The organism is Flavobacteriales bacterium, from assembly GCA_016704485.1.
Classification (GTDB): Bacteria; Bacteroidota; Bacteroidia; order Flavobacteriales_F; family PHOS-HE28; genus PHOS-HE28.
In genome coordinates this window covers 1,133,810-1,159,580 of sequence record JADJAA010000001.1, presented here as the reverse complement: position 1 = coordinate 1,159,580, position 25,771 = coordinate 1,133,810, and the positions used below count along the sequence as shown (strand labels likewise).

At 49.5% G+C, this 25,771-nt stretch carries 22 protein-coding genes; 14 read left to right on the top strand and 8 right to left on the bottom strand.

Annotated features, from left to right (window positions below; genetic code table 11):
• The first annotated feature begins 28 nt into the window (after window positions 1-28).
• Window positions 29-1,630, top strand: a complete 1,602-nt coding sequence (locus IPF95_04915; protein MBK6474033.1) for a T9SS type A sorting domain-containing protein — start codon at window positions 29-31, stop codon at window positions 1,628-1,630.
• 6 nt (window positions 1,631-1,636) lie between these two features.
• Here IPF95_04915 and IPF95_04910 read toward each other — a convergent pair whose 3' ends face one another.
• The 3 genes from IPF95_04910 to IPF95_04900 are packed head-to-tail and all read right to left on the bottom strand — an operon-like array spanning window position 1,637 to window position 3,803.
• Entirely contained in the window at window positions 1,637-1,870 is a 234-nt protein-coding gene (locus IPF95_04910) for a hypothetical protein (GenBank protein MBK6474032.1), read from the bottom strand.
• On the bottom strand, window positions 1,870-2,865 hold the full coding sequence (locus tag IPF95_04905) for an NAD(P)H-dependent glycerol-3-phosphate dehydrogenase (protein ID MBK6474031.1): 996 nt from the start codon (window positions 2,863-2,865) through the stop codon (window positions 1,870-1,872). Before IPF95_04905 ends, IPF95_04910 begins: the two co-directional genes overlap by 1 nt.
• Window positions 2,865-3,803, bottom strand: coding sequence for a M20/M25/M40 family metallo-hydrolase (locus IPF95_04900; protein MBK6474030.1), 939 nt, complete (start codon window positions 3,801-3,803; stop codon window positions 2,865-2,867). Before IPF95_04900 ends, IPF95_04905 begins: the two co-directional genes overlap by 1 nt.
• Before the next feature lie 791 nt (window positions 3,804-4,594).
• Between IPF95_04900 and IPF95_04895 the strand changes: the two genes are divergently transcribed.
• From IPF95_04895 to IPF95_04885, 3 genes are all read left to right on the top strand, one after another.
• A complete protein-coding gene (locus IPF95_04895) occupies window positions 4,595-4,783 on the top strand; it encodes a hypothetical protein (GenBank protein MBK6474029.1) in 189 nt (62 codons plus the stop codon).
• Window positions 4,784-5,034: 251 nt separating this feature from the next.
• Entirely contained in the window at window positions 5,035-6,276 is a 1,242-nt protein-coding gene (locus IPF95_04890) for a tryptophan 7-halogenase (GenBank protein ID MBK6474028.1), read from the top strand.
• Window positions 6,277-6,317: 41 nt separating this feature from the next.
• Window positions 6,318-8,177 (top strand): peptidylprolyl isomerase, encoded by a 1,860-nt coding sequence (locus tag IPF95_04885; GenBank protein MBK6474027.1) that lies wholly within the window; start codon window positions 6,318-6,320, stop codon window positions 8,175-8,177.
• 4 nt (window positions 8,178-8,181) lie between these two features.
• Here IPF95_04885 and lysS read toward each other — a convergent pair whose 3' ends face one another.
• Window positions 8,182-9,699, bottom strand: coding sequence for a lysine--tRNA ligase (gene lysS / locus IPF95_04880; protein MBK6474026.1), 1,518 nt, complete (start codon window positions 9,697-9,699; stop codon window positions 8,182-8,184).
• Window positions 9,700-9,921: 222 nt separating this feature from the next.
• Here lysS and IPF95_04875 point away from each other — a divergent pair, with 222 nt between their 5' ends.
• The 8 genes from IPF95_04875 to IPF95_04840 all read left to right on the top strand — a co-directional run bounded on the left by IPF95_04875 (window position 9,922) and on the right by IPF95_04840 (window position 16,344).
• Window positions 9,922-10,155: a hypothetical protein gene (locus IPF95_04875; GenBank protein MBK6474025.1), complete on the top strand. Its 234-nt coding sequence runs from the start codon at window positions 9,922-9,924 to the stop codon at window positions 10,153-10,155.
• On the top strand, window positions 10,152-10,457 hold the full coding sequence (locus IPF95_04870) for a type II toxin-antitoxin system RelE/ParE family toxin (GenBank protein ID MBK6474024.1): 306 nt from the start codon (window positions 10,152-10,154) through the stop codon (window positions 10,455-10,457). The genes IPF95_04875 and IPF95_04870 overlap by 4 nt, the downstream gene beginning before the upstream one ends.
• Window positions 10,458-10,515: 58 nt before the next feature.
• The gene (locus tag IPF95_04865; protein MBK6474023.1) at window positions 10,516-11,502 is read left to right on the top strand and encodes a bifunctional phosphoglucose/phosphomannose isomerase; all 987 of its coding nucleotides are present in this window, start codon (window positions 10,516-10,518) and stop codon (window positions 11,500-11,502) included.
• A 237-nt stretch (window positions 11,503-11,739) separates the two neighbouring features.
• Entirely contained in the window at window positions 11,740-12,447 is a 708-nt protein-coding gene (gene lipB / locus IPF95_04860) for a lipoyl(octanoyl) transferase LipB (GenBank protein ID MBK6474022.1), read from the top strand.
• A gap of 40 nt (window positions 12,448-12,487) precedes the next feature.
• Complete coding sequence (locus IPF95_04855) at window positions 12,488-13,654, top strand: serine hydrolase (protein MBK6474021.1); 1,167 nt, start codon at window positions 12,488-12,490, stop codon at window positions 13,652-13,654.
• Window positions 13,655-13,657: 3 nt separating this feature from the next.
• Entirely contained in the window at window positions 13,658-14,062 is a 405-nt protein-coding gene (locus IPF95_04850; GenBank protein ID MBK6474020.1) for a hypothetical protein, read from the top strand.
• A gap of 162 nt (window positions 14,063-14,224) precedes the next feature.
• Entirely contained in the window at window positions 14,225-14,953 is a 729-nt protein-coding gene (locus IPF95_04845) for a ribonuclease H-like domain-containing protein (GenBank protein MBK6474019.1), read from the top strand.
• 83 nt (window positions 14,954-15,036) lie between these two features.
• The gene (locus tag IPF95_04840; protein ID MBK6474018.1) at window positions 15,037-16,344 is read left to right on the top strand and encodes a hypothetical protein; all 1,308 of its coding nucleotides are present in this window, start codon (window positions 15,037-15,039) and stop codon (window positions 16,342-16,344) included.
• A 135-nt stretch (window positions 16,345-16,479) separates the two neighbouring features.
• Here the strand turns inward: IPF95_04840 and IPF95_04835 are convergent, their stop codons facing one another.
• On the bottom strand, window positions 16,480-17,811 hold the full coding sequence (locus IPF95_04835; protein MBK6474017.1) for a hypothetical protein: 1,332 nt from the start codon (window positions 17,809-17,811) through the stop codon (window positions 16,480-16,482).
• 119 nt (window positions 17,812-17,930) lie between these two features.
• Here IPF95_04835 and IPF95_04830 point away from each other — a divergent pair, with 119 nt between their 5' ends.
• Complete coding sequence (locus tag IPF95_04830) at window positions 17,931-19,982, top strand: hypothetical protein (GenBank protein MBK6474016.1); 2,052 nt, start codon at window positions 17,931-17,933, stop codon at window positions 19,980-19,982.
• The gene (locus tag IPF95_04825; protein MBK6474015.1) at window positions 19,979-21,454 is read left to right on the top strand and encodes a hypothetical protein; all 1,476 of its coding nucleotides are present in this window, start codon (window positions 19,979-19,981) and stop codon (window positions 21,452-21,454) included. Before IPF95_04830 ends, IPF95_04825 begins: the two co-directional genes overlap by 4 nt.
• Window positions 21,455-21,459: 5 nt before the next feature.
• Here the strand turns inward: IPF95_04825 and IPF95_04820 are convergent, their stop codons facing one another.
• From IPF95_04820 to IPF95_04810, 3 genes are read right to left on the bottom strand one after another with little or no spacing between them, the layout of a single operon-like run.
• Window positions 21,460-22,938, bottom strand: coding sequence for a cellulase family glycosylhydrolase (locus IPF95_04820; protein ID MBK6474014.1), 1,479 nt, complete (start codon window positions 22,936-22,938; stop codon window positions 21,460-21,462).
• Between the two features lie 6 nt (window positions 22,939-22,944).
• A complete protein-coding gene (locus IPF95_04815; protein MBK6474013.1) occupies window positions 22,945-24,864 on the bottom strand; it encodes a DUF2029 domain-containing protein in 1,920 nt (639 codons plus the stop codon).
• A complete protein-coding gene (locus IPF95_04810) occupies window positions 24,842-25,570 on the bottom strand; it encodes a glycosyltransferase family 2 protein (protein MBK6474012.1) in 729 nt (242 codons plus the stop codon). Before IPF95_04810 ends, IPF95_04815 begins: the two co-directional genes overlap by 23 nt.
• Between the last annotated feature and the right edge of the window lie 201 nt (window positions 25,571-25,771).

Below are 25,771 nucleotides of genomic sequence, written 5' to 3'. Positions count from 1 at the left end.
CGAACGAACTTTGTTCAAACCCTTGAACATGACGTATCGGTACTTCGCAATTTCCATGTTCGTTCTTCTATATGCCAACGCGTATTCGCAGCACGTTGGCAATAGGAATGTGGTGTTGGAAGAAATCACCATTCCCAATATGCCGGGTATTCATTCATTCGCTTGGGGCCAACACAATGGTGAGTGGTTGGTCATCGGTGGACGAACCGATGGATTGCACCAACGCCAACCATTCGCCGCGTTCCTAGCATCTGCGAACAATACGATGGCGTATGTCTTGAACCCGGTCACGAACGAGGTCTGGAGCGCTGATCTCTCATCCTTACCGACCGCATTATTCGAACAACTCCAGAGCACCAACCTCGAGTTCCATCAACGGGGCAACACACTGTATATCATCGGTGGATATGGTTTCTCGCCTACAGCCAATGACCATATTACGCACAGTCAACTTACTGCCGTGAACGTACCAAATGCGATCAACGCGATCAAGAACGGAAACTCACCGAACGCATTTTTCCGACAAACGACCGACGATCGAATGGCCGTTACGGGAGGCTACTTGGGGTTCCTTAACGACGAGTTCTATTTGGTAGGCGGCCAGCGGTTCATGGGGCGATACAATCCTATGGGTCCTGACTTCGGACCAGGCTTTATCCAGGAATACACCAATGCGATACGCCGTTTCGGTATTGACGACGACGGGTCAAGCATGAACATTATCGGGTTCACGGAAACGACCGATACACTTGAACTACATCGTCGTGATTACAATCTAGTACCACAGATCTTTCCAAATAGCGAACAAGGCTTTACCGCATTCTCAGGGGTGTTCCAATACGGAAGTAATGTCCCATGGCTCAACACGGTGGACATTACCTCATCCGGCTATTCCGTTACACCGGTCTTCGAGCAACTACTGAACCAATATCATACGGCGCACCTCCCTATGTATTCGGCGACAAGCAATACGATGTCAACGGTATTCTTCGGAGGTATCGGGCGCTATTACTTTGATTCGAGCGGTCAACTTTGGGATGATACGGAAGTCCCTTTCGTGAACACGATCAGTAGTGTACAGCGGAATGGATCCGGCGCGATGGTGGAAACTTCAATTGGTAGTATGCCAGCATTGCTCGGAGCAGGTTCGGAGTTCATAACGGACCCCAATATCCCGATCATGTTCAACAGCATTATTGATCTGGACCAACTCTCTGCTGATACTGTTCTTGCAGGACACATCATCGGTGGAATAGAGAGTAGTGCAGCCAATATCTTCTTCATCAATACTGGAACACAAAGTGCTGCAAGCACCCGCGTTTTCCGAGTGTTGCTTGTGCGCGATGTGAATGCCGGAATAATTGATCAAGAAAAGGATCCGTTGTCAGTAACGGTTTCCTTGAACAACGAGGGAAATCAGCTTCTGATCAACGTCGATCTGCTCTCGAACGGCGTTGTGGAAATGAATATTCTGGACAGCACTGGTAAATTGGTCAGGGCCGTTCTGAATGCACGTGTGCCTAGTGGGCCACAACAATTCATTGAGAATGTCAAGGACCTAACGGCCGGCGTGTACTATTTGGATCTCGTTCAGGGCGATCAACGCAACACTGTACGTTTCATACGCTGATCGGATCTACTCAAGAACACGTTCCGCGCGTTTAGGTTTCAGTGCATCACGGATCAACAGCATATGCTCTGCATCACATTCGAGCGTTGCTTCGACACGCACTGTACGATCGGTCGTCCAGTGATCGAATTCCGCCACTCCTTCTTTTATGCAAAAAGTGTCCACGTGTTTCAAAAAGTGTTCGGCGGTCGTTTGTGCATCCGGTCCGAAAAAATCCCAATGAAAGCGAAGTAGAGGCATTACGCTAATTTATCGCTCAACAAACGCATCTCAATGATAGGCGCCATCTTCTCATAAAGTATCCTATAGGTCGCTTCGGTTATGGGCATGTCCACGCCGTATTTTTCATTGATCGCATACACACATTTAACCGCGTAGTATCCTTCGGCCACCATGTTCATTTCCATTTGGGCAGCCCGCACGCTGTATCCTCGACCTATCATATTCCCGAACTCGCGGTTGCGACTAAAGGTTGAATAGGCGGTTACCAACAGGTCACCGAGATATGCCGGCTCGTTGATGTCGCGCGCGATGGGATGCACAGCAGCGACAAAACGTTCAATCTCCTGAATGGCCCGACTCACAAGGACCGCACGAAAATTATCGCCATATCCAAGACCCACACTTATCCCGGCGCATACAGCGATCACGTTCTTCAGGATCGCAGCGTATTCCGTTCCATAGATGTCATCGCTTAGCGTGGTCTTCATAAAACGCCCGTTCAACGCATCGCCCATTGCTTTTGCTTTGTTCTGGTCCTGACACGCTATCGTCAAATAGCTCAGTCGTTCCATGGCCACCTCTTCTGCGTGGCACGGACCACAGATCACTCCAAAGTCATTCTCAGCAACACCGAATTCATTAAAGAGGTATTGACCTACGATCTGGTTCGTTTCCGGAACGATCCCTTTTACTGCACTGTAAACGGTCTTCCCCTTTAGATCACCTGGTTGCAACAGGTCCATTATTGCTTTGAGGAATGCACTTGGCACCGCGAGGATCAACACATCGGCACTTTGCACAACACTGCGGATATCCGTATCCATGGCCAATCGGGAAGGGTCGAATTGGGCGGCACTGATGTAATCCGGGTTATGTCCGTAGGCATTGATGTGTTTGATCGTTTCAGCCCGACGCACCCACCAACCCACGCGTTCACTGTTCGCTGACAATAACTTCACCAATGCTGTGCCCCAACTACCTGCGCCGATGACGGCAATACGCTGTTCCGCCATTAGAACGTAACATTCGTTTCGATCTCCTTTCCATCACGCACCACTGTTACTGGTGCTGTATCTCCCTTCTCGAAAACGCTAAGCCCTTTCATGTAGCTCATCATATCGGTCACATCGACCGGTCCCATTTTGATCACGATATCACCGGTCAGCAAGCCAGCATTCGAGGCAGGCTTGCCTTCCGTAACACCATCGATCCGCATACCCTTTCCATCGAACAAATAATCCGGAACTACACCAAGTGTCACTTTGAAACGGGGAACATCATCAGAGTCCGTATCGATGGTTTTCGTGAATTCCAATTTCCCATTATCATTCAGATCCACTACAAGTGCTTCGATGTAACGCATTACACGCACCATGCCTTCGTAGTTGACCTTTTCCTCATCGTCGCTTGGCTTATGATAATCCTCGTGCGTACCAGTAAAGAAGTGGATCGCAGGGACCCCTTGTAAGTAAAAGCTTGTGTGGTCACTTGGTCCGACACCACTTGTCGTTGTCTTTGTTCTCAAATTCCCGGCTGCCAAACTATCCACATCGGCCCATGCTGGCGAAGTGCCAACACCATTGATGCCGATCACGCCGGAAGTGTCCAACCGGCCAACCATATCCAAGTTGATCATATAGTTCAATTCTTCTATTGGCATCGTTGGGTGCTTCGTCCAATAGTTGGATCCAAAGAGCCCTTTTTCTTCTCCACTGAAGGCAATGAACAGCACGTCGTTGGCCTTCGCATTCTCCATCTTCTTAAGGTCACGGGCCAACTGAATGATCGTTGCCACGCCGCTCGCATTATCATCCGCACCGTTATGTATCGCCCGCTCACCGCGATACAACGACCCTTCATCGCCCCAGCCAAGATGGTCGAAGTGAGCACCGATCACCGCAACATTTTCTGCACCATTATCCAAGAGTCCAACAACATTGTATGCTGTCATTTGGGGCCGCTGAATATCCGTATTGATCACGCAGGAGTTATTGTCCACGATCAGGTCGATGTGCAAATTACCCTTTACAAAAACGACAGGAACCTTACATGCCGTGACCTTTGCATTCAGTTCTTCGGATGGCACTTCAACATCCGGATCATCGGTATAGAACAACACACCGATCGCACCTTTCTCGATCGCTTTCTCTGCGCGTGCGTGCAGATCATGGTAAGCCAAGAACTTGCTGTGCGGATGGATACCATCCGGCGAGCTGATATTGATCGCCACGATCCGTCCTTGTGTTTCGCTATTGGCATAATCGTTCTGATCCAGGTCCGGCGCTTCAATGCCATAACCCACCTTCATCACTTTACCACGAACACCTGCGCTTGCCGAAAAGGCTAACGGATAGAACTGTTCGTTCAACTTCAACACCGAACGGCCGATATTCAACCGATTCGCCGGACCAAGTTCAGGCTGCCCGTTGAATGTGAACGCTTGAAGAAAGGTACCATCATCACCCATCGGTTTCAGTCCGATGGATCTGAACTGCTCAACAACATGCTCTGCGGCCAATTTCTCTCCGGGTGTACCGGACTCGCGGCCTTCCAGCGCATCACTCGCGAGAAAACGAACATCGGCTCGCATTTGAGCAATGGCAGTACTGTCCGGGTCCAGTTGACCATACATGATCAACGGAACAACCAAGCACGTAAAGATCGATATCAAATAGTATTTCATTTCAGCGGCTAAGATACTCGTGACCATGTCATTTTACTTTGGTCCGCCACCATCAGCAAATGAAAAAGATCCTCGCAGTGTTGCTGGTACCCAATGGAACCGAATTGCAATGGCAGGTAATTCTGCTGTGCAGTTCATTCATTGTAGGGGCGTTTACAGCAGTTCTATTGCATAGGGCTGTGGGTACTGGAATAAAGAAGATAGGAGGTCAACGACTTTGTGGAGCGAATAAACGGCCGAATCGTTGAGCAGGATACATCTGCAAAGCTATTGCAACAGTAGAACTCTTAAAGGATCTGTATCCAAGATGGCTGACAGGCCTTGTTTTATGGATGGGCACTTCGTTACCAACTTTTAGATACTCCAAGCCCCGCCTACTGAGATAGATCCCATCTCCCGCCAAACTTGATTATATGACGAAAATCATATTTTACTTCGCGGCCACATTTCTACATTCATCGCGCAAAATCAACAATTGGGTCTATAGACCGCTGAAGAAATGGAACGCGAAAAGACAGATATACTTGTGATAGGTGCCGGCCCTTCAGGCACTATTGCCGCTTCACTTGTGAACAAGAGCGGATTGAAAGTAAGAATTGTAGAGAAGGAGAAATTTCCTCGTTTTGTGATCGGGGAAAGCCTGCTTCCGCGCTGTATGGACCATTTTGAAGAGGCCGGGTTCATGGATGTGATCAAGAAACAGGGCTATCAGGAAAAGCAGGGCGCCATCTTCCTAAAAGGAAAGGAGCGCTGTGAGTTTGAATTCTCTGAGCAATTCACCAAAGGCTGGGAATGGACCTATCAGATCCCAAGAGACCATTTTGACAAGGTTCTGGCGGATGAGGTACAGCGAATGGGCGTTCCCATCGATTTTGAAACAACCGTTACCGACATCAAATTCAACGGGTCAGACTCGGTGACCACTGTTGTAGATAAGGACGGCAAGGAAAAGCAGATAGAAGCGCGTTTCATCATCGATGCAAGCGGATACGGAAGGGTCATTCCGCGCCTTTTCAACCTCAACGTGCCATCTACCCTGCCACGAAGAGACACCCTGTTCACACAGGTGAAAGATGTGAACCGCCCTACCGGACACGACAGTCAGCGGATCGTGATCGTTGCTCACCGACAGGACGTTTGGATCTGGATCATCCCATTCTCAAACGGAAATACTTCTGTTGGATTTGTGGGCAACCCGAAGTTCTTTGAAGAATTTGAAGGCACCAAGGAAGAAAGACTACGCGCAATGCTTGCCAGCGAGCCGCACACCCGTGAGCGTTTCAAGGATGTGGAAATGCGCTTTGAACCTGTGAAGATCGAAGGCTATTCCATCTCGGTAAAACAACTCTACGGAGACGGCTATGTGCTTACGGGCAATGCCACTGAGTTCCTCGATCCTGTTTTCTCAGCTGGAGTAACGTTTGCCACCGAGTCGGGTGCTGCCGCAGGAAAGCTTGCAAGCCGCCAATTGAAGGGTGAAAAGGTGAACTGGGACAAGGAATATGTAGATGTGGTATTGCACGGAGTGGCCGTGTTCCGTACCTACATAGAAGGCTGGTATGATGGCACGGTACAGAAGATCTTCTTTGCCAAGGATCCCGGACAGGAGAACAAGAACAAGATATGTTCGGTGCTGGCCGGATACGTGTGGGACATGGACAATCCGTATGTGACCAAGCACGACAAGGCGGTAAAGGCGTTGGCCGAAGTGATAGACATACGGTCTGCGGTCAAAGGTTAAGTGAAGGCACTCTACCTTGTCGCTTAGGACCTGAACCAACAATGCGACAACTTTTATTTATTCCACTGCTCTTGCTTGTTGGTTGTGTACAACCGACCGGATCCATGGATCAAGCTCCGAACAAATGGGCAAGTGGTAAAATGCTATCGGTTCTTGAAGCACAAGAACACCGTGATACGGATAAGCTCTGTTCATTACTGGCCAATGGAAATGATGAGGTCCGTGAAGCTGCTGCGCTTGCATTTGCTTCGGTCCAGGATAGCACCTCGATACCGTGTTTATTGAACGCGCTGAGCGACAGCAGCGTAGTTGTTCGAAGTGCGGCGGTATTCGCGATAGGTTTCATTGCGGATAGCACCATCGTTTCGACATTGACCACCAACTATGCGCAAGAGACGGACAGCATGGTTCGGAGCGCTTATCACAGTGCATTGGTCATGGCCGCTCACCACATGCCTGGCTCTCGAAGTGTTGAAGAGCTCGTATCCCTAATGGAGAAAAGCATTGGGCAAGACCGAGCTCGCGTTGCGGATGCGCTTCGCCGAGTCGATGCAAATGAGCTTAACAGGATCTCCGACACCTATTTCAAACTGATCAACGATGAAAGGGACTCGGATACAAAAGCATTTCTTGTACGCGGCTTGGCTAAGTCGGAAGATCCCAGAAAAGACGACCTGCTTCGTTCATTGTTAAGTGTTGAACAACCGATCGCCGTGCGAGTCAATGCTGCACGGGTATTGGGAAGTTCCAATGATGCAATTTCATTGAACGAACTTGCTCGCAACATCGTTGACCCGGAATTGACATTGCGCACTGCAATACTCGAAGCGCTTGATGCAAAAGCGGAACAGCTCGACCCAAAGATCCTTTTGCAGATCCAAGCCCAGGTCGATCAACTCGACCCTATAACGCGACTGAATTACTACGCCTTGTTATTTCCTCACAACACAACAAAAGGGATGGCGCGTGATACCATTAGGAGGATGATGATCCGTGAGCCTTATGCAGAAGCAGCCCGGTTCACAGCGATGGCCGCTGACGAAGAGCCCGGTATTGACGCAACCATGAACGCGATCATGCTCAGCGATGCTCACCCAGCAATGTCCTATGCGGCCTACCGGATCTTGGCTGAACGAACACTCTCCCGGATGAACAAACCGAGAGCGACCCCGCATAGCCAGCAGGTAGAAGAGGCCGCACCATTCTTCCGGTCCGTCATGGAAACAGGCAACCCCGGATTGATAAGCGCAGCTGCTGAGGACCTGCAAGTGGTACATCCTAAGGACCTCACAACCCTATTTCCAAAAGACCTCGAAATGGCATCGTTCAAGTCGTTGAAGGCCATTCAGGATCTCGAAGCGCGGTCGTTGATCGCAACGTTGGCGGCGAAACGGGATGGGGCACCTATTCCTGAGCACCCCGTGATCGCATTCAACCACCCGATCGACACAATGCGTTTAAAGCAATTGCAACAAGGCCAACGTTACACGATCAGAACCAAGAAAGGAACGATCATCATAGCAACGGATGTCAATGGCGCTCCTGGAAGTTGTCTCGCATTTGATTCGTTGGTCACTGCGGGATACTACAATGGCAAAGCCTTCCACCGCATGGTTCCGAACTTCGTGGCACAAGGAGGTTGTCCGCGCGGCGATGGTTACGGTGGCATGCCGTGGACTTTGCGTACGGAGATCAGTCGCAACCTATTCACTACTGGATCCCTCGGTCTTGCTTCCGCAGGTCGCGATACGGAAAGCTGTCAGTTCTTCATTACGCACAGCGCAACGCCGCATCTGGACGGTCGTTACACCCGCTTCGGCGAAGTCGTGAACGGAATGAACGTCGTACTGAAATTGCAGGTTGGTGACGTGATGGAGTCGATCGAACGAACAGTGAACTAGAGCACTACTGATCGAATTTCTCCGGCCGCATCTGTGGGAACAGCAGCACTTCTTGGATCGCAGGGTTGTCCGTAAGAAGCATTACAAGCCTATCCATTCCGATACCGATACCACTGGTCGGTGGCATGCCGTATTCCAGAGCGCGTAAGAAATCCTGATCGATGAACATGGCCTCATCATCACCGCGTTCCATCAATTTGATCTGTTCCTCGAAGCGTTCGCGTTGATCGATGGGGTCGTTCAGTTCGCTGTACGCATTTGCTACTTCGAACCCACCGATATACAATTCAAAGCGTTCGGTAAGGCGATCATCATCGCGGTGTTTTTTGCAAAGCGGACTCATCTCCAAGGGGAAGTCCATCACGAAGGTGGGTTGGATCAATTCAGGTTGTACCAACTCGCTGAACAACTCATCGATCAACTTGCCTTTGCCCATTGCGGCAGTCACTTCAACGCCATGTTTCAGGCACAATTCTCCTAGCTCCTTTTCAGTTGCTTCAAGTGGGTCGATCCCTGTTTTTTCTTTGATCGAACCACACATGGTAATCCGCTTGAACGGTGCTTTGAACTGGATCTGTTTCCCTTGGAACGTGGTTTTTTCAGAACCATTAGCTGCCATCGCAACGTGTGCGAAGACCACCTCCATATAATCCATCATCCAGCGGTAATCTTTGTACGCAACGTACAGTTCCATCACGGTGAATTCCGGGTTATGGGTGCGGTCCATTCCTTCATTCCGGAAGTTCCTGCTGAACTCGAAAACGCCTTCGAAACCACCAACGATCAATCGCTTCAAATAGAGTTCATTCGCAATGCGCAAATAGAATGGAACGTCCAACGCGTTGTGATGCGTTTCGAAAGGACGCGCCGCTGCACCACCCGGAATAGCTTGTAGGACCGGAGTATCAACCTCGATGTAACCAGCCGTCTGGAATGCCTTACGCATCGCATCGAAGATCCGTGTCCGTTTCAAGAATGTCTCGCGCACATTCGGATTCACGATCAGATCAACATACCGCATACGGTAACGCAACTCCGGGTCACCGAAGGCGTCATGAACATTGCCATCCTCATCGGTCTTTACTACAGGTAACGGGCGAAGTGATTTCGCCAGCAACGTCAATTCCTTTACGCGCAGTGTTAGCTCACCTGTTTGCGTAGTGAACATCTGCCCTTTAACACCGATCAGATCACCGAGATCAAGAAGCTTTTTGAATACATCATTGTAAAGAGTCTTATCCTCACCGGGACAGATCTCATCGCGGTTCACATAGATCTGTTGATCGCCAGTATGGTCGCGCAGCACCGCGAACGATGCCTTACCCATGACCCGAACACTCATTAACCGACCCGCAAGAACGAGCTGCTCTACCCCATTCACGTCCACAGCCAAGGATTTTACTTGTTCTGTAGTATGCGTAACCGGGAATTGAGCTGCAGGGAACGGCTCAATGCCCAATGCGCGAAGCTTGGTAAGTGATTCGCGGCGGATCACTTCTTGATCTGAAAGGTTCTGGGACATAGTGAATTGCTTATTCAGCGGCCGCGAAGATACCGGTATGCAATGAACACCGGTCCATCGTACACTACATGGTGTTGCTTTCTTGAACATCCTAGTGGATCCAGATCTAAATGGACACCGGATCCAAGTTTTCACCGTTCGATCAAGAACGACCTTATTTTTACACCTAAGTTCCAGCTCCAAAATATCGAAATCCACCTACTATCTTTGAAGCTATCGGTCATGGGTAAATTACAGGATAAAAAAGTTGAGTTAGCTCAACTGCTTCTCGCGGAAACGGATCCGAAGACCTTGGAATTGGTAGAGCATGCATTACTTGGAGTACCTCCATTGCATTTTACCGAAAGCGAGATCAAGGACCTGGAAAAGCAAGTAGCGCGTATTAACAGTGGTGAAGAAAAGCTCCATTCGTGGAGTGATGTGAAAAAGCGGTTAGAAGGGAAGTTGCGAAAATGATCATTCGCTTTCTGATCTCTGATACTGCTGAGTCACAAATGGCAAAAGCCAAAGCTTGGTATGAACTCCAGTCTCCTGGATTAGGCGCACCTTTCTTGCAAACACTGGATGAAACATTTGACAGCATTCGAACCTTTCCACGCGGGTTTCCAATTATTCGAGGCACCCTACGACAAGCTCCGGTTAAAAAATTTCCGTATGTGATAATCTACCAGGTCGGTCGATCAGAGGTCCGAGTCCTGCGTGTAATCCATGGTCGCCGCCACCCCATCCATAGGACTGGCGGGTCAAGAAAACCTTAATCACATCAACTTCGTATGACCAGAGTATTTTTGACCCCAAAGAAGACCAGACCACCACATGCAAAACTTGATCGACGCATTTCCTAAGCAATTGAAAGAGGCCCTTGAGATCGGCCGTAAAGCTCAGCTCAAAGCACCCGGAGGGCCATATTCCAACGTCGTTGTTACCGGTCTAGGTGGCAGCGGAATTGGCGGTCGTATTGCAGCTCAACTGTTGAGCAAGGAAGCGAAGTGCCCGATCGAAGTGTATAGCAACTATTACCTGCCGGGTTATGTGAACCACAAGAGTTTGGTGATCGCTTGCAGTTATAGCGGCAATACCGAAGAGACCTTGGCCGCCATGGAACAAGCCCTGAACAAAGGTGCTCGCGTATGCGTGGTCACCAGCGGTGGTGCCATGTTGGAGATGGCCAAAGCAAAAGGCTTGGACCATATCATTATTCCAGGTGGGAACCCACCGCGCACCATGTTGGCATATTCGTTGGTCCAACAATTCTTCTTGTTGCATCATTTTGGGATCTGTGGCGATGGTTTCGAGGGTGCGATAAACACCGCTGCGAACATGTTGCAGGATGATAAAGCACACATCCAGAAAGCAGCAATGGAACTCACCGAAAAATTGGTGGGTAAGCGCTTGGTGATCTATAGCGAAGCCAATACGGAGGCCGTGAGCATCAGATTCCGTCAGCAGGTGAACGAGAACAGCAAAGAACTGTGTTGGCACCATGCCATTCCCGAAATGAACCACAATGAATTGGTAGGATGGGCCGGTGGCGACAAGAGTTTGGGTGTGGTCATCTTCCGTCATAAAGAAGACCATGAACGCACACAGATGCGCATGGAGATCAACAAAAGCATCTTCGAGAAATACACACCGAACATCTTCGAGGTCTGGAGCAAGGGCGACACATCATTCGCTCGTCAGTTGTATCTGATCAACCTCGGCGATTGGGTGAGTTTGTACTGGGCACAGAAAAAAGGTGTTGACCCAAGCGAGATCGCGGTGATCAATATGCTGAAGGGGAAGTTGGCGGAGGTGAAGTAACGCAGTATTTGAACCGCAACGACGCGACGACGCAACGTAATACAAGACACGTTGGGTCGTCGCTTTGCGTTTGGCCCCTGGCTCCAAATGTTCATGAATTCAAATGAGTAAAACGCACTGTAGTGACATTGCCGAGTGATCATCTTCCGATCGACCACACTGCGTTGCGTCGTCGCGTCGTTGCGGTATACACCTCTAGTTAACTCGTTCGTTGCACCTTTGCTGTTCGATACACCAATGCGAAAAGTCCACTTCCAAGACCTCGGCCTGATCCCTTACGCGGATGCATGGGCGTTTCAAAAGGGCCTATTCCAGGATACCATCGACCGTAAGATCGCGAACCGCAAATTGCCGGCAAACGAACACATCGCAACACAGGACCATCTGCTTTTCTGCGAGCATCCACACGTATACACGTTAGGGAAAAGCGGCAAGCAGAGCCACTTGCTCTTGAACGAAACCGGCTTGCGCGAAAAGGGAGTAGAGTTTTTTCCAATTGATCGCGGTGGTGATATCACTTATCATGGGCCGGGGCAGATCGTCGGTTATCCGATCTTCGACATGGACCATCATTTCACGGATATTCATCGTTTTTTACGCACCTTGGAAGAGGCCGTGATCGGCACGTTAGAAGCGTATTCGATAAAAGCAGGACGAATTGAGGGTCTAACAGGCGTATGGTTGGATTGGGAAGAGCCCTTGAAAGCACGCAAGATCTGCGCACTGGGCATACGCGCCAGCCGCTGGGTGACCATGCATGGTTTCGCATTCAATGTGAACACGGACCTGAGCTACTACGAAAACATTGTTCCGTGCGGCATAGCCGATAAAGGCGTAACGTGTATGGCAAAAGAACTTGGCGGCCTATTGGATATCGAAGCGGTTAAGAACCGATTGAAGTTGGAATTGGCGGATCTCTTCGATGTGGAGCTGGTAACTGACTGAACGACGCCTACACATTACCTTCGGCGGCAATCCCCAACACATGCGCATATTGTTTCGTTTCTTCCTTTGGGTAGCTATTGTTATTGGCGCACTGATCGTTCTTGCATATGCAACGGGCAATGATCATCTGATCCGCGGTTTGCGCTATACCTATCTCATCGGACGCGGTTCTCCGGAGATCGATGACCGCGATTTTTTTCCTTATTCCACTATTCCTGCACAAGCACCACAACCATGGCCGCAAGGAGAGCGCTACGGAACGCTTGCACTAACGCCAGAGCAAGAGAAGGAACTAACGGACCTGTATTCGGTAGGTTTTGCGGTTTTCCAACATGACAGTTTGATCTTCGAGCAATACTGGAACGGCTGGGATGCGGATAGCGTGAGTAACAGTTTCAGCGTAGCAAAGAGTTACATCAGTGTGCTCACTGGCATAGCCATGGATGAAGGAAAGATCAACAACGTGTTCCAACCGGTCGGTGATTTTTTACCGGAGTTCAAAGAGGGTTGTTACGCTAACATCTCGATCTACAACCTACTTACAATGAGCACGGGTCTGGATTGGAGCGAAAGCGGTGCTAACCCGTTCAGCGATAATGCAAAAGGCTACTACGGGTACAATGTTCGCGAGGTAAGCCTTGGGCAGCCTTGTCGCGACGAACCGGGACAGAAATTCGATTACATCAGTGGCAGCACGCAGATCATGGCTGAGGTGTTGGAGGCGGCCTACGGCCAACCGTTGGATGTACTCGTTCGTGAAAAAATATGGGGACCATTGGGTTGTGAGCATGATGCGTATTGGGGTAAGGACCGTGAGGATGGTGACTTCCGTGCGTTCTGCTGTTTATATGCCACCGCGCGCGATTTCGGCAGGATCGGGCAGCTCTATTTGGATAGCGGCATGTGGAACGGGAAGCAGATCGTACCACGCGAATATTGGCTTGCGTCCATTACACCGGCGGATCTGGAAGACAACGGCAAACGCAATGAACGTTACGGCTATTTCTGGTGGTTAGCAGAAGTTGACAGCCATCCGATCCACTATTGTCGTGGATTCCACGGTGAGTACGTGGTCGTAATTCCACACGAGGACCTCGTATTCGTACGTACTGGCATGAAGCGTGAGGAAGTGAATACGGAAGGTCACCCGAACGATGTGTACCAATGGATAGCCATTGCACGGGAATTGGCTGCGAGGAAAAGTTGATCCATGCGAAAAGACATCCATCCACCTAAGGTCGAAGGTGTTGCTATGGCCGTTGTGCGCGAGCCCGATGAAGATGGTGAAGAAGCGTGGTACGTGTATTTGATCAACCGTACGGATAGGGAATTGGATACCGTGCTGATCAGTTCACGTGGGTATGGCGAGCTGGAAGGTGAAACGCGCAAGACCAGTGAGCTACGCCACATGCTCGAGCATTTAGGTCCAAAAAGTTGGGCCCGCATTGAACGCATCGTGGAAGACGTATTCGCGCTAAGCAACCAGTATTGGCTCAGCTATTATGTGGACGGTGTGATCTACGACAAGAAGTACATATTCTTGGCGGGCAGCATCGAGGAAACCAATTTTACCACCATCCCGCTTATGGAGAAGCGTGGCGTGATGATCGAGTAGAAATAGGAGGATCGGCATCGATCACTATCGGTCTTTCCTATCTACTAGCAACCGGCTTTCAAAATAATAGGACGATCGGCGCTGATCAACTATTTCTGCGTTATCTGCGCTCCATCCCTTTCAACGAGCCAAAACCGTACATTGGTCTATTGATCAATCGCAATGAGACCGGACAAACCGAACGACCTGAGCAAGGTCCTATTCCTGGACATCGAGACCGTACCTCAGGAATATTCCTGGAACAAGTTGAACCCAAGCAGCGCAAAACTCTTCAGTGATAAAACGCGTTTCGAACAAGAACGGAATGAGAAAACCGCTGAAGAGATCTACAGTGAGAAGGGAGGGATCCTAGCGGAATTCGGAAAGATCATTTGCATTGGTGTAGGAAGCGTTCAGAAGAGCGAGAGCGGCTATTCATTGCGCGTCACTTCCTTTCAGGATGATGACGAAGCCGTTGTGCTACGAAAGTTCGTTGAGCTGTTGAACAAGCACTATTCCGCAGATGACCATTGGCTCTGCGGCCACAATGGTAAAGAATTCGACTTTCCGTACATCGCACGCAGGTGTGTCGTACACCGGATCCAGCTACCGAAACTGCTCGATGTTGCCGGTAGAAAACCGTGGGAGCTCGGCTTATTGGATACCATGAACCTGTGGAGCTTTGGCGACCGGAAAGCCTATACCTCACTGGCGTTGCTCACCCATATTCTCGGTATTTCAACACCAAAGGACGATATCACCGGTGCTGATGTCGCACGGGTTTACTACGAAGAGCAGGGGCTTGAACGGATCGCTGCATATTGCAAAAAGGATGTGGTAGCGACCGCTCAGGTTTTCTTGCGGTTGACCGGAAAGGAGCCGATACCTGAGGAGCGGATCACGCTGGTCTGATCATTATCCCTTTTGCATTGGGGAAATTGTCTGGTCCCGATCGCATTTAACGTGCAATACCGAAACTCTGCTACCTTGGCCGCGTGTTCAAAAAAACCGGAATAGGGGTCAACGAAGACCATTTGCTTGAGTGGAGTTTGTTCCTTCTGGTTTTCAGCATTTCATTGCTATCGGGGTGGGCCATCTTCAGTGCTAACCCGTTCGAATTCCTTCGGCATGGTGGCGATCAATTGGGCTATTACCATTGGCTACCATCGGTCTTCATCGACCAAAGTGTTGACCATATGTATTGGTGCTTCAACATGGAGAATGGAAAGCGGCTCAGCATATTCACGTTGGGCGTTTCAGTACTACAGCTTCCGTTCTTTTTCCTCGGGCAGATTGGTGCCGAAGTATTCGTTTACCCGATCGATGGCTTTTCATCGCCCTATGGCGTTGCGCAGTTGATCGGGATCGCAACCTATGCAGGAGCCGGGATCGTATTGGCCTACCGGATCGCCAAGCGCTACAGCACAGAGGAAAGCGCATTGATAGCAGCGGTCACCCTGTTCGCTGCGACCAACTTGTTCTACTACAGCGTCTATGAACCCAACATGTCGCACGTTTATTCGTTCTTCCTGGCGGGGTTGTTTTGCTACTGCTCAATGCGCCTATTGGACGGAGCTGATCATCCATCGAGATGGATACATGTATTCCTAGTTGTTCTTGGTGGTTCATTGCTCGTCCTTATTCGGCACTTGAACATCGTTACGTTCATCTTCCCTTTGGTCATTGTGCTGAACCGACCCAATGGGTTTACCACGCTGTGGCGGAATGTCATCGCACATCGGGTTGCGTTGATCACGGGGGTTGTCCTGGCCATCATTCCCTGGGTCCTGCAAAGTTGGTATTGGCATTACATAACGGGCGATTGGATAACGTTCACCTACGGTATGAAGGACGAGCATTTCGACTTTACGACCATGGAACCCTGGTCCGTATTGACCAGTGTGCGAAACGGTTGGCTGACCTATACACCGTTGATGATCCCGGTTGTTATCACGCTTTTGGTTCATGCATGGCGTCGCTCTGCTGTGGCGATCGGCATATTGCTGGTCTTACTGTTCACGTGGTTGCTGTACAGCGCATGGTGGTGTTGGTGGTTGGGCACCAGTTTCGGTGGGCGCGGATTCGTTGACCTCTACGCCTTGTTGGCCATTCCGCTTGCTTGGCTCTTCCGTTCGATATTTACACGTTCCATATCCACGCGTGTCGTTACAGGGTTCTTACTCACATTTCTGATCTTCCTGAATTTCGGACTCATGGAACGCTTCAACTGGGAATGGTCTAAAGAAGATTGGACGTGGCAACTCTTCTTTAAGGAGGTCAGTGGCATTCTTGGCGGTCGTTGATCAACTAACCTTGGAATAGCACTATTCGAACAAAGCTGACACGCTGTTCTTAGTTCAGTTACGAGGGAGAGCATAGACCAAACCACAGGACCACTTGAACTACAACGTCGTGTGCAGCCTAACGTTAACGACCGATCAACGCCCTGTGGTCCTTGCGCGTTCGTAGTCCGGGTAAGACAAAAGGTCATCCGACCCAGAGATCGGAGTAACCTTCCCGAATTGTTTGAAGTATAGCTGCATCGTCATAGCATCGTAATGCAACGCTTCATTTTCGAACTGTTCAATTTGAAAAACGTTGAGCCAAATGAAGAACGCTCCGACCAAGGCTGACAAAACGCGTATGCGTACGTTCTGGGTAAGAATTAAAGCTACAAAAGCGGCCAAGGGAATGCTCATGATTGCATAAAGGTCGATCATGCAACGCTGCCCCAGACTTCCCCCATACCACCAACACCACCAGGAGAAAGTTATATAAATGGCAACAATGAGGGAAGCTAGTACAGCATTCCGGTACCCCTCAAGTCGACCGCGTAATAGTATGATCCCGATCGTAGCAAAGAACATGATCGGAGTATATACATACCATCCTTTTCGAAAACTGAATAGTCCTTCAAAAACATGTGGGTGATCGAAAAAAAACCCTTCACCAACGTAGGGGTTGAAGAAATAGTGACCTGTTATGGTCTTCCAATAAACAAGTTGTGGTATCCATATAAGGAAGGCCAACAGTGCCATCCATACAATAAGCGGCCATTTCTCAAGGAAGAATTTCAGGCGTTCGATCATCGACCGAAGGTCCGTTGTCCGTATCAAGAAAAAAAGCAAGAGGATCACGGCATTCGTAGGCCTTATCAGAATGATGGCTCCAGCCAGGAGCCCAAGCACCGTACTGGTCCTGAACGTTGGTCCGTCGTACCACTTAAGGGTCATCAACATGAATAATGCGATCAATGTGAACGAGTAAACATGTGACATCGTCCCAGAGTGCGTTGCATAACAGAACAGATTTGTTCCGCCACCGACCAAAAGGATCACAATTGCAATAACCGTGTCCGAAAAGCCTGTTCGTTCAAGTATGCGACGAACGGCAAGCAGTCCGATCAAAAAGTAGCAAAGTCCACCGATCAATAACAAGATCTTGTAGGGTGGAGACCAACCGTCCGCTGGGTATCCCATGACCTTTGCCAAAAGATGACCAACAAAGAAAAAAGGCGAGTAAAAAACAGCTACGCCCATGGTCATTTTGATTATGGGTTTTCCAGATGCTGTATAATTAGGCCAGAATAAAAAGTAATCGTCGTCGAATCGGTATTCATGTTCCAAGCGAATATCATCATAGATGAATAACGCTGGTAGATATGCGTAATACGAATGCACATCCCATTCGATAACTCTATCGCGGTCACGCCACAGTCCAAGGTCCATGTCTACCTGGACGCCAAAGATCAGCAAGAGAAAGATGATCATGGAGGACCGGAACCGTTTTGGTAGCACGCGCATATTGTAGGGTCCCAAATTATGGACTGGTTGTGACAAGGAGGTCGATCATCGATTGATCGAACGACTGGCGTATACTTGTTGACTGAATGAATTTCACCTGGGCCAACTTAAGCAAGCCGGTCGGTCTTATGCGCATCGTTTTCGCATTCGTGCCATTCGTTGCTTTGCTGGCTTATGGATTATGGTCTTTCCCCCTGGCCACTTTCGGCCCTGAAAGGGAACGAATTCCGGGTGACCTTAGGGATGCCCGATTCAACAATTACATACTGGAGCATTACCACGCGTATGCTACTGGCCGGATAGATGATTATTGGGATGCGCCGTTCATGTATCCCTATAAGAATGTGATCGCCTTCAGTGACAACCTTTTGGGTACGGCACCGCTGTATTCGCTCTTCCGTAGCATAGGATATAATCGAGAATCTGCTTTCCAGTTCTGGATCTTGACGCTGTTCGCGCTGAATTACCTCTGTTGTTTTTTAGCATTATGGGCTTGGGCCAAGCGCCCTCTGCTGGCCGCAGGGGGTGCCTTCATTTTCGCATTCGGCATCTACATGATCGGCCACATGGAACATGCGCAAATGTTCCCGAAGTTCATGATCCCCATTGCGTTCCTTCTCTGTTGGAAATGGCTGAATACAGGGCGCTTGTTGCATGTGTCCTTATTAGCGATCGCCGTCGTGTACCAGTTCTATTGTGGTATCTACTTGGGGTTCATGCTCTGTTATGGACTATTCTTCCTTGTACTGGCGTACGTTCTTTTCAACTTCAAACGCGCTTGGCAGGAACGTGGTCGATCATGGCGGCCTTATCTAGGTTTCGTTACGATCATTGTTGGTGGTGCATTATTGCTAATTCCGCTCATGCAACCCTACTTGGAGATTTCCGCAATTGCTGAACCACGCGATTTCAATGCGCTTATAAGTACGGTCCCAAGACCTGCATCCTACTTCTTTACGCACCCCGCAGCACTTTCATGGAGAAGCCTTTCAGAACACGCTGCTTATTCGTTCGACGACTGGTGGTGCCATTTCCATTTCATGGGTGCCCTTCCTTGGATCGCCGTACTGCTGATACCTGTAGTGCTCTGGAAGTATCGTGAACGTGCGCAAAATGCCCAGTTGGTCGCAATAGTAGGTTCTGCAATGTTCTTAAGCATCATTTTCTGCTTACGAATAGGAGACTTCACGTTGTACAGCTTGATCTTTGCACTTCCTGGATTCAGTGCCATGCGCTCCATTGACAGGGTCGTTCATGTACAGGCCTTTTACTTCGCTTTAATAACGGTATTGGTCTTTGCGCAATTCGGTAAAAAGGAATGGAGCCGAATGTTGATCGGCCTTACCATAGTACTATTGATAGTATTGGAGAATAAATTGGATATGACCAAGCTTCGTTCATTTAACAAATACGATGCGCAAGGCATGGTCGACCGGATCGTTCTGGATATGGAACTGCAACGGGACAGTGCGGCGAAGGCCATTGCCTACATGCCCGTACGCAGTGTTATGCCTTACGAAGAAGACCATGTGCGCAGCATAGAGTTACATCTCAACAGCATGCTGGCAGGGCAGCAATTGGGCGTTCCTGTTGTAAACGCATATACCTGTAACTATCCCGGTAATTATATGAAATTCTGGGAAGAGATGAATGAACTTAGGTTGATCGACTGGTGCCGCTTCAATGGCATCAACCTGGCGGATATTTCGAGTACAAATAATTTAAGACGCTCTATTCTTCGAACCGACACGATCAGGATCTTGGCTTCTAATGGACAATATGTATGCGTAGATCTGGACCATGAAATCGTAGTGGCGAATAGACCCGAAGCCGATCTCAGGGAAACGTTCGTTCGATCGCAGTTGATGGATGGTCGTTATTGCTTTTTGTCGCACACTGGAAAATTTCTAGGTGTAAGGTTATATGGTGATTCGAGCGTTATTGCGGGGTCGGACGAACTTGGGGACATGGCTTTGTTCCGACAAGTTCAAAACGATGATGGAACATTCTCCTTCTTAGTTGGGAATGGTGTTTTTATTGAACTCAATAAAAGCACCAAGGAACTTAGCGCTCGCGATACGATCCCGGACGAACAATGTCGTTTCCGGATCGAACGTGTTTTCAACACACACCAATGACAACCACAATTCTCGGTGTTCGCAGTACCGTGTGGATGACACTGTTCGCTATCGTCATGTTCGCCTTCGTGAGCTACCGTGCATGGAACACCTCATTCACACATGACGAGTGCTATTCGTTCATGTATTATCCTCGCGACTCTGTCATTGACATTCTCTTATACAAGGAGCCATTCACCAACAATCATATCCTGAACTCTTTGGGCATGAAATGGTCTGAGGAAGTGTTCGGTAATAGCGAATTTTCGCTACGCATTCCAAACCTATTGGCACTCCTTCTTTTTTTTATCTATTGCATTTTATTGTTTCGCCGATTACCAATTTTGATCGCAATTCCTGGTTTCCTTCTAATGAACTCGAATTCGTTCTTGATGGAAATGTTCTCCATTGCTCGAGGATATGGATTATCCTTCGGATTCTTGATGATGGGGATCTATCATCTTTCAAAGGCCGGATCCAAATCTCTTTCAATACATATTATCCTATTCCATTTTGCGGGCCTCTTGGCTTCGCTCAGCAATTTCGTTCTACTTGGCACCTACGTATCCATGATCCTAACCCATATGATCTTTTTAGGAAGGGCAAAGGTGATAGACCCTGCAATATCGTTGCGCAATTCTTTTATACTTAGCCTGTTGTTGGGCTGTATCTCCGCTTCGGTGATGTACACGCCCATTATCCGCATGCTTGAATTCAACGACTTGGACTTCGGTGGTAGGACGAATTTCTTCGACAGTACAATGTGGACTTGGATCTTCAGCTGGTTCCATCCGATCGTGATTTCTGCTCGCGTCACATTGCTGATCCAAATTGCGATCACCATGATCATACTTGCTTCCGTAGTGTTAACTATTCGCAAACTTTCGATCCGCAATTATCCCAGCCCTGAGAATGGCATCCATTTCGAAACAACCTCATTGGTACTCGCATTGACATGGCTAGGCATTGAGGTCCAGCATCTATTGTTCAACGTTGACTACCCGCAATCCCGTTTCTCACTATTCATGTTGCCTCTGTTCATATTGATCCTGCTTGAAACATTGAATACGGCACATGGAAGGTTCTCATTGATCGTGACCCGGTCATTTATCGGCATTGCCGCCGCACTCTCGTTCGGGGTTTTTATATATGAATATGGTCCGCAAAAAAGTATTGAATGGCAGTATGACCTTTGTACGAATGAGGCTATGACGCTGGTTCGTAATGATGCGCGAGAACACTTACATAATGGCAACCCTATCAAGGTGGGAAATACATGGCAGCTTGAGCCTTCTATCAACTATTACCGCATGGTCACGGACCTTCCTTTGACAAGAGCGGATCGGGAAGGAATTACGAACATGGATGGTTATCGTTATGTCCTCGCTGCTGATATTGATGCGAATGAGTTCGAGAATTATATCACTCTCGCCTCCTTCAATACTTGTGGAACCGTTCTCTATCGGCGCATTGGACTATATGATAGTGAATAGAACTATCAGTCCAAACCCTCCAGCACAATGTCCCCCAACTCATAAGCCGGGATGCCATCTGCGCCCCTGTTCATTGCAATGGGAAACGCATCGCCTCGATCCATTTTGTGGTAGGTAGCACTGGCCATCCAGTGGTGGAGATAGAACGTTCCGCGTAGTTGGAATCTTCCATCAGGTCCGGATGTGGTGTGGTAGCTGGCAGACCAATGTTCATTCCAACCAAGCACTACTCCTTCGTTGATCGGTTCACCGTGTTCATCCACCAACCGCCCGGTAATTGCAGATACGGTTCCTTCCGAATAGTTCAGGTAATTCGGTAAACAATCACATGGCCCTGGGTCCGTGTTCGGATCGAATTCCACTAGGACGCGCATGACCGGTTTGGGTGTGCCCTTTACCGTGAGCCCACTTGCCGTTCGTGTGATCCCTTCTCTATTCAATACGCCCATGAAACTAGGATGGAATTCATTCCACACTACGTCTTTGTATTGCCACCAGGAAAACCCTTCGGCGCCGCACGCACGACTTTGTTGCAACACCTTTTCCGCGAATGTAAGTTGTGCTTCATAAGGCACGGAGTCGTTATCCGCTGGGATAGCTGTTTCGCCAATGATCCAAGGCACATCCACATTGCGATGATACCACGTAAGTTCATTGCGCACCTGATCAGGCTCGTATTCGTACGGGTGGAAGCTGATGAAATCCACGTTCAATAGATTGGGGTCGAACTCGAATGTTTCCCGGATCCCGGTAAGGCCTACCGTGTAGAATTGGTATGGCGCATGTTCGCGAACCAGATCTCGCCAATGCGCTGCAATTGCGATCGCTTCCTGTTTCGGTCGTTCCGATTTATCGAAGTATAACGGCTCGTTGAACATATCAAAGGCCATGAGCGCAGAGTCCTTTGTGATGCGTTCTGCGATGGAAACAAAGAGGTCTTCGGTTTCTGGAACATCGGCATGCACCGTAGTAAGGAAGATCGAGCGCAGGCCGGCCTCGCGTACGATGCGCATAACGGTATCCAGTTCATTCAGGAACCGCTCATCATCAGGAAGCACTTCAATAATGGTGTCCACATCGTTTATCGTGAACGCCTTCATGAAATAGCCCTTACGGTCGCGCAACAGTTCCCCGATCCCGACCAACCGCACGGTATTGAACCCTGCTTCATGGATCAGTTCCATATCAGCACGAAATGACGTATGCATAGCAGCGCGCGAAGGTTCTTCGTTCGGGTCCACCCGTGCATAATCCTTGCTTGGTCCGGCCCAGATCGAATCACCGCGTACATGGATGGCCAAAATATAATTAAGGGCCATCGGATAGAACGGCTTTTCGCGAACCACGAATTGGCCATCGCGCATTTCAACTGCACCATCCAACGACCTTCGTCCACAACCCGTGCAACCAACCACCAAGAACGCCAACAGTAACACATGAAAGCTACTGACCGCCGCTAAATGGATCTTGGGTTTACCGAACATCACTGATCACTGTAGCTGTTGGGACCATCGGTCGCGCGTAACCAGAATGTCCTTAACGGTAATGGTCGTGAGCCCCTCGTTGTAGAGGTACAGGACCGCAGGCAGAGCACCGCATTGTGGAGGCATTCGGAATGTGATGTTGAACTTGCCTTGCGGCAGAGGCAGTGGCTCGAAGCGATCAAAGCCGCCGGGCATCTCTTGCGAAAGAACCAAAGCAGGTGATCCACCGTTGTTATCAACCCAACTTACATCCATTTGCACATTGATCATGTCAAAAAGCACGTCTTGCTCTGGCACCTGTAGACCACGCAGTTCGTACGGATAGAGGTTGGGTAATAAACAAACTTCATGAACGGTGTTGTCCGCACACGTTGTACTATCGATCCGCGGTGCGAGTTCTTGCGCTTGCATTCCCCTCCCCCACAGTGTATCCGTAACAATGGAACGCTTCGCACTGTTCATTGAGAACACCATCACTTCCTGTGGTTGTTGCCCGATCGCTCGGTAACTGTTATTGGAGCATACCACCTTTCGCAGAGCGAACTGTTCATCGGCCAACAAGGAGTCGATCGGAATATAACTTTCATTTGGGCCGTATTTACTTTCCCAGACCATGAGGTCGCCGGGCCGTGTATTCCAGCCGCGTTGTATCGGTGTCGGAAAGCCGTATTGCGCAATGTACTGGAGTGTATCGAACTGATCCAGCCCTGCACGAAAGGCGATAAACGGATGCGTTGAGTGTACGCGCATACCCTCCTTTCGCAAGCGCTTGACACTGTCTCCGGCCTCATCCAACATCCATTGTTCTTCATTCGCATGGAACGGCAGCTCGGTCTCCGAATGCAGATCCGACCAACCCCAGCCAGCAAGTGCAACTACGACCACCGCACCTAGCGCAGCCTGTAACCGTTGTCCGGGAAGAAGGATCGCTGCTGCGCTGATCAGAACATATCCTGTGAACAATGCGGCGATCGGTACTACGGTAGCAACAACGCGCCAGAGCCCTGCGGAACCGAATGTTCCTTTCCACCAGATCAACGAATGCAGACCCAGTGTTGCAAAAACAGGAACCGCGCAAACAGCAGCTAGCAAGAGCAGTGTGTTGCGGAGCTCTTTCGATCGCCAATAGAGTACCGGCCAAATAGCGCAAGCCAAGAGCCCGAGCACCAGCAACGGTTGACCGAAGATCTGCCGCGCGTGATCCACGAAATGGAAAAGATCACCAGAGCCGTAGGTGTCATTATCCACATGATATGGATCGCCGTACCAATACCACAGCGGATCGCCAATAAGCAACCCGCCAACGAATCCGTAGACGACAAAACCTACTCCAAGCCATGGCAATGCTTTCCACTGTTTGCACCAAACGATCCACAGTGCCACCATGGGCAGGAACAAAGCATATTCCGGTCTGGAGAACGGAGTGAACGACACCATCAACGCAGCAAGCACATAGCGTTTCTCGAACAACAGATAAACCGTAAGGACCGTAAGCAGCCCGAACAATACCTCCGTCATTCCATTGACCACCAACTGCGCATACTGGGGAGAAAGCATGACCAATAACGGGAATGTTAGCTGCGCAATTCCACCTGCTCTGCGGAGCACACGGATCGCAAAGAACCCGGTAAGGATCGCTACCAAAGCATTGAAGCACGCCATGCCGGCATAGCCCAATTGTGCGAACGGAGAAGCCAGGAGCGTGAACAAAGGCTTGCCCCAATGCTCCACGAACAATCGCGGGTGCAACCACGAATAGCGCGCTATCATGTAGTGCTGAATGCCATCGCCCTTTTCAGCAATGCCATCCGAAACGGCCCGGTACGCAAGCAACACAACGCCAAGGAGCACGACAAGTGCCCCAGCGAACCACTCCACCTTCGTACGGTCCGCTCGGGTCGGATTATGCGCGCGCACTGATGCCATATTTCACAATGCACCAGATAGCCCGGAATCCATCTTTCCAACCGATCTTTTTTCCTTCTGCGTATGTGCGTCCATAATAACTGATGCCGACCTCATAGATCCGAGCACCCTTCACACGTGCAAGTTTCGCGGTCACTTCGGGTTCAAACCCGAATCGTCTTTCGCGCAGGACCAACCCTTTGGCAATATCGCTACGGATCAGTTTATAGCACGTCTCCATATCCGTTAGGTTCAGGTTGTTGAACGCATTGGAAAGTTGGGTGAGGAACTTGTTGCCGATGCTGTGCCAGAAGAACAGGATCCTGTGCGGGTGATGCCCAATGAACCGAGATCCATAGACCACATCGGCAAAGCCCTCCAGCACTGGTCTCAGAAGATCGTTGTATTCGCGGGGATCATATTCCAGATCGGCGTCCTGCACCAACAGGTATTCACCTGTGGATTCCAAGATACCGCGATGTATCGCAGCTCCTTTGCCCATGTTCTTCGGTTGCTCGATCAAGCGGATTCCCATTACCGGGTTCGCTTCCATGTACCGCTTCACGGCTTCCACGGTGCCATCCGTAGACCCATCGTTCACAATGATCACCTCCTTGGCGATGTCGTTGATCAACACAACGTCGCGCACTTTATCCAAAATAAAATGGATCGTGCGTTCCTCGTTGTAGGCGGGAATGATGAGGGAAAGTGTGCGTATCGGCAGCAAAGCGTCTATGTTGGGGGCTGTAAATTTCGACAACCGGATCGAAAGATGACCATTTCTTTTAATACCGATAATATTGGATCCCTCTCACACAGGACAAAGACCCCCTTTCGCACCCGCTCGAACAACAGACCAGTGTACCCATTACTGACCCCATTTGGCTGGAGATCCAGCGCGAAAGGTCTATCCTAGAGCTAAGGACAG

What these genes read in the sequence shown, in the direction of transcription:
- IPF95_04915 (MBK6474033.1), top strand. Translation starts at nt 29, where the DNA reads ATGACGTATCGGTACTTCGCAATTTCCATGTTCGTTCTTCTATATGCC.
- IPF95_04910 (MBK6474032.1), bottom strand. Translation starts at nt 1,870, where the DNA reads ATGCCTCTACTTCGCTTTCATTGGGATTTTTTCGGACCGGATGCACAA.
- IPF95_04905 (MBK6474031.1), bottom strand. Translation starts at nt 2,865, where the DNA reads ATGGCGGAACAGCGTATTGCCGTCATCGGCGCAGGTAGTTGGGGCACA.
- IPF95_04900 (MBK6474030.1), bottom strand. Translation starts at nt 3,803, where the DNA reads ATGACAGCATACAATGTTGTTGGACTCTTGGATAATGGTGCAGAAAAT.
- IPF95_04895 (MBK6474029.1), top strand. Translation starts at nt 4,595, where the DNA reads ATGAAAAAGATCCTCGCAGTGTTGCTGGTACCCAATGGAACCGAATTG.
- IPF95_04890 (MBK6474028.1), top strand. Translation starts at nt 5,035, where the DNA reads ATGGAACGCGAAAAGACAGATATACTTGTGATAGGTGCCGGCCCTTCA.
- IPF95_04885 (MBK6474027.1), top strand. Translation starts at nt 6,318, where the DNA reads ATGCGACAACTTTTATTTATTCCACTGCTCTTGCTTGTTGGTTGTGTA.
- lysS (MBK6474026.1), bottom strand. Translation starts at nt 9,699, where the DNA reads ATGTCCCAGAACCTTTCAGATCAAGAAGTGATCCGCCGCGAATCACTT.
- IPF95_04875 (MBK6474025.1), top strand. Translation starts at nt 9,922, where the DNA reads ATGGGTAAATTACAGGATAAAAAAGTTGAGTTAGCTCAACTGCTTCTC.
- IPF95_04870 (MBK6474024.1), top strand. Translation starts at nt 10,152, where the DNA reads ATGATCATTCGCTTTCTGATCTCTGATACTGCTGAGTCACAAATGGCA.
- IPF95_04865 (MBK6474023.1), top strand. Translation starts at nt 10,516, where the DNA reads ATGCAAAACTTGATCGACGCATTTCCTAAGCAATTGAAAGAGGCCCTT.
- lipB (MBK6474022.1), top strand. Translation starts at nt 11,740, where the DNA reads ATGCGAAAAGTCCACTTCCAAGACCTCGGCCTGATCCCTTACGCGGAT.
- IPF95_04855 (MBK6474021.1), top strand. Translation starts at nt 12,488, where the DNA reads ATGCGCATATTGTTTCGTTTCTTCCTTTGGGTAGCTATTGTTATTGGC.
- IPF95_04850 (MBK6474020.1), top strand. Translation starts at nt 13,658, where the DNA reads ATGCGAAAAGACATCCATCCACCTAAGGTCGAAGGTGTTGCTATGGCC.
- IPF95_04845 (MBK6474019.1), top strand. Translation starts at nt 14,225, where the DNA reads ATGAGACCGGACAAACCGAACGACCTGAGCAAGGTCCTATTCCTGGAC.
- IPF95_04835 (MBK6474017.1), bottom strand. Translation starts at nt 17,811, where the DNA reads ATGATCATCTTTCTCTTGCTGATCTTTGGCGTCCAGGTAGACATGGAC.
- IPF95_04830 (MBK6474016.1), top strand. Translation starts at nt 17,931, where the DNA reads ATGAATTTCACCTGGGCCAACTTAAGCAAGCCGGTCGGTCTTATGCGC.
- IPF95_04825 (MBK6474015.1), top strand. Translation starts at nt 19,979, where the DNA reads ATGACAACCACAATTCTCGGTGTTCGCAGTACCGTGTGGATGACACTG.
- IPF95_04820 (MBK6474014.1), bottom strand. Translation starts at nt 22,938, where the DNA reads ATGTTCGGTAAACCCAAGATCCATTTAGCGGCGGTCAGTAGCTTTCAT.
- IPF95_04815 (MBK6474013.1), bottom strand. Translation starts at nt 24,864, where the DNA reads ATGGCATCAGTGCGCGCGCATAATCCGACCCGAGCGGACCGTACGAAG.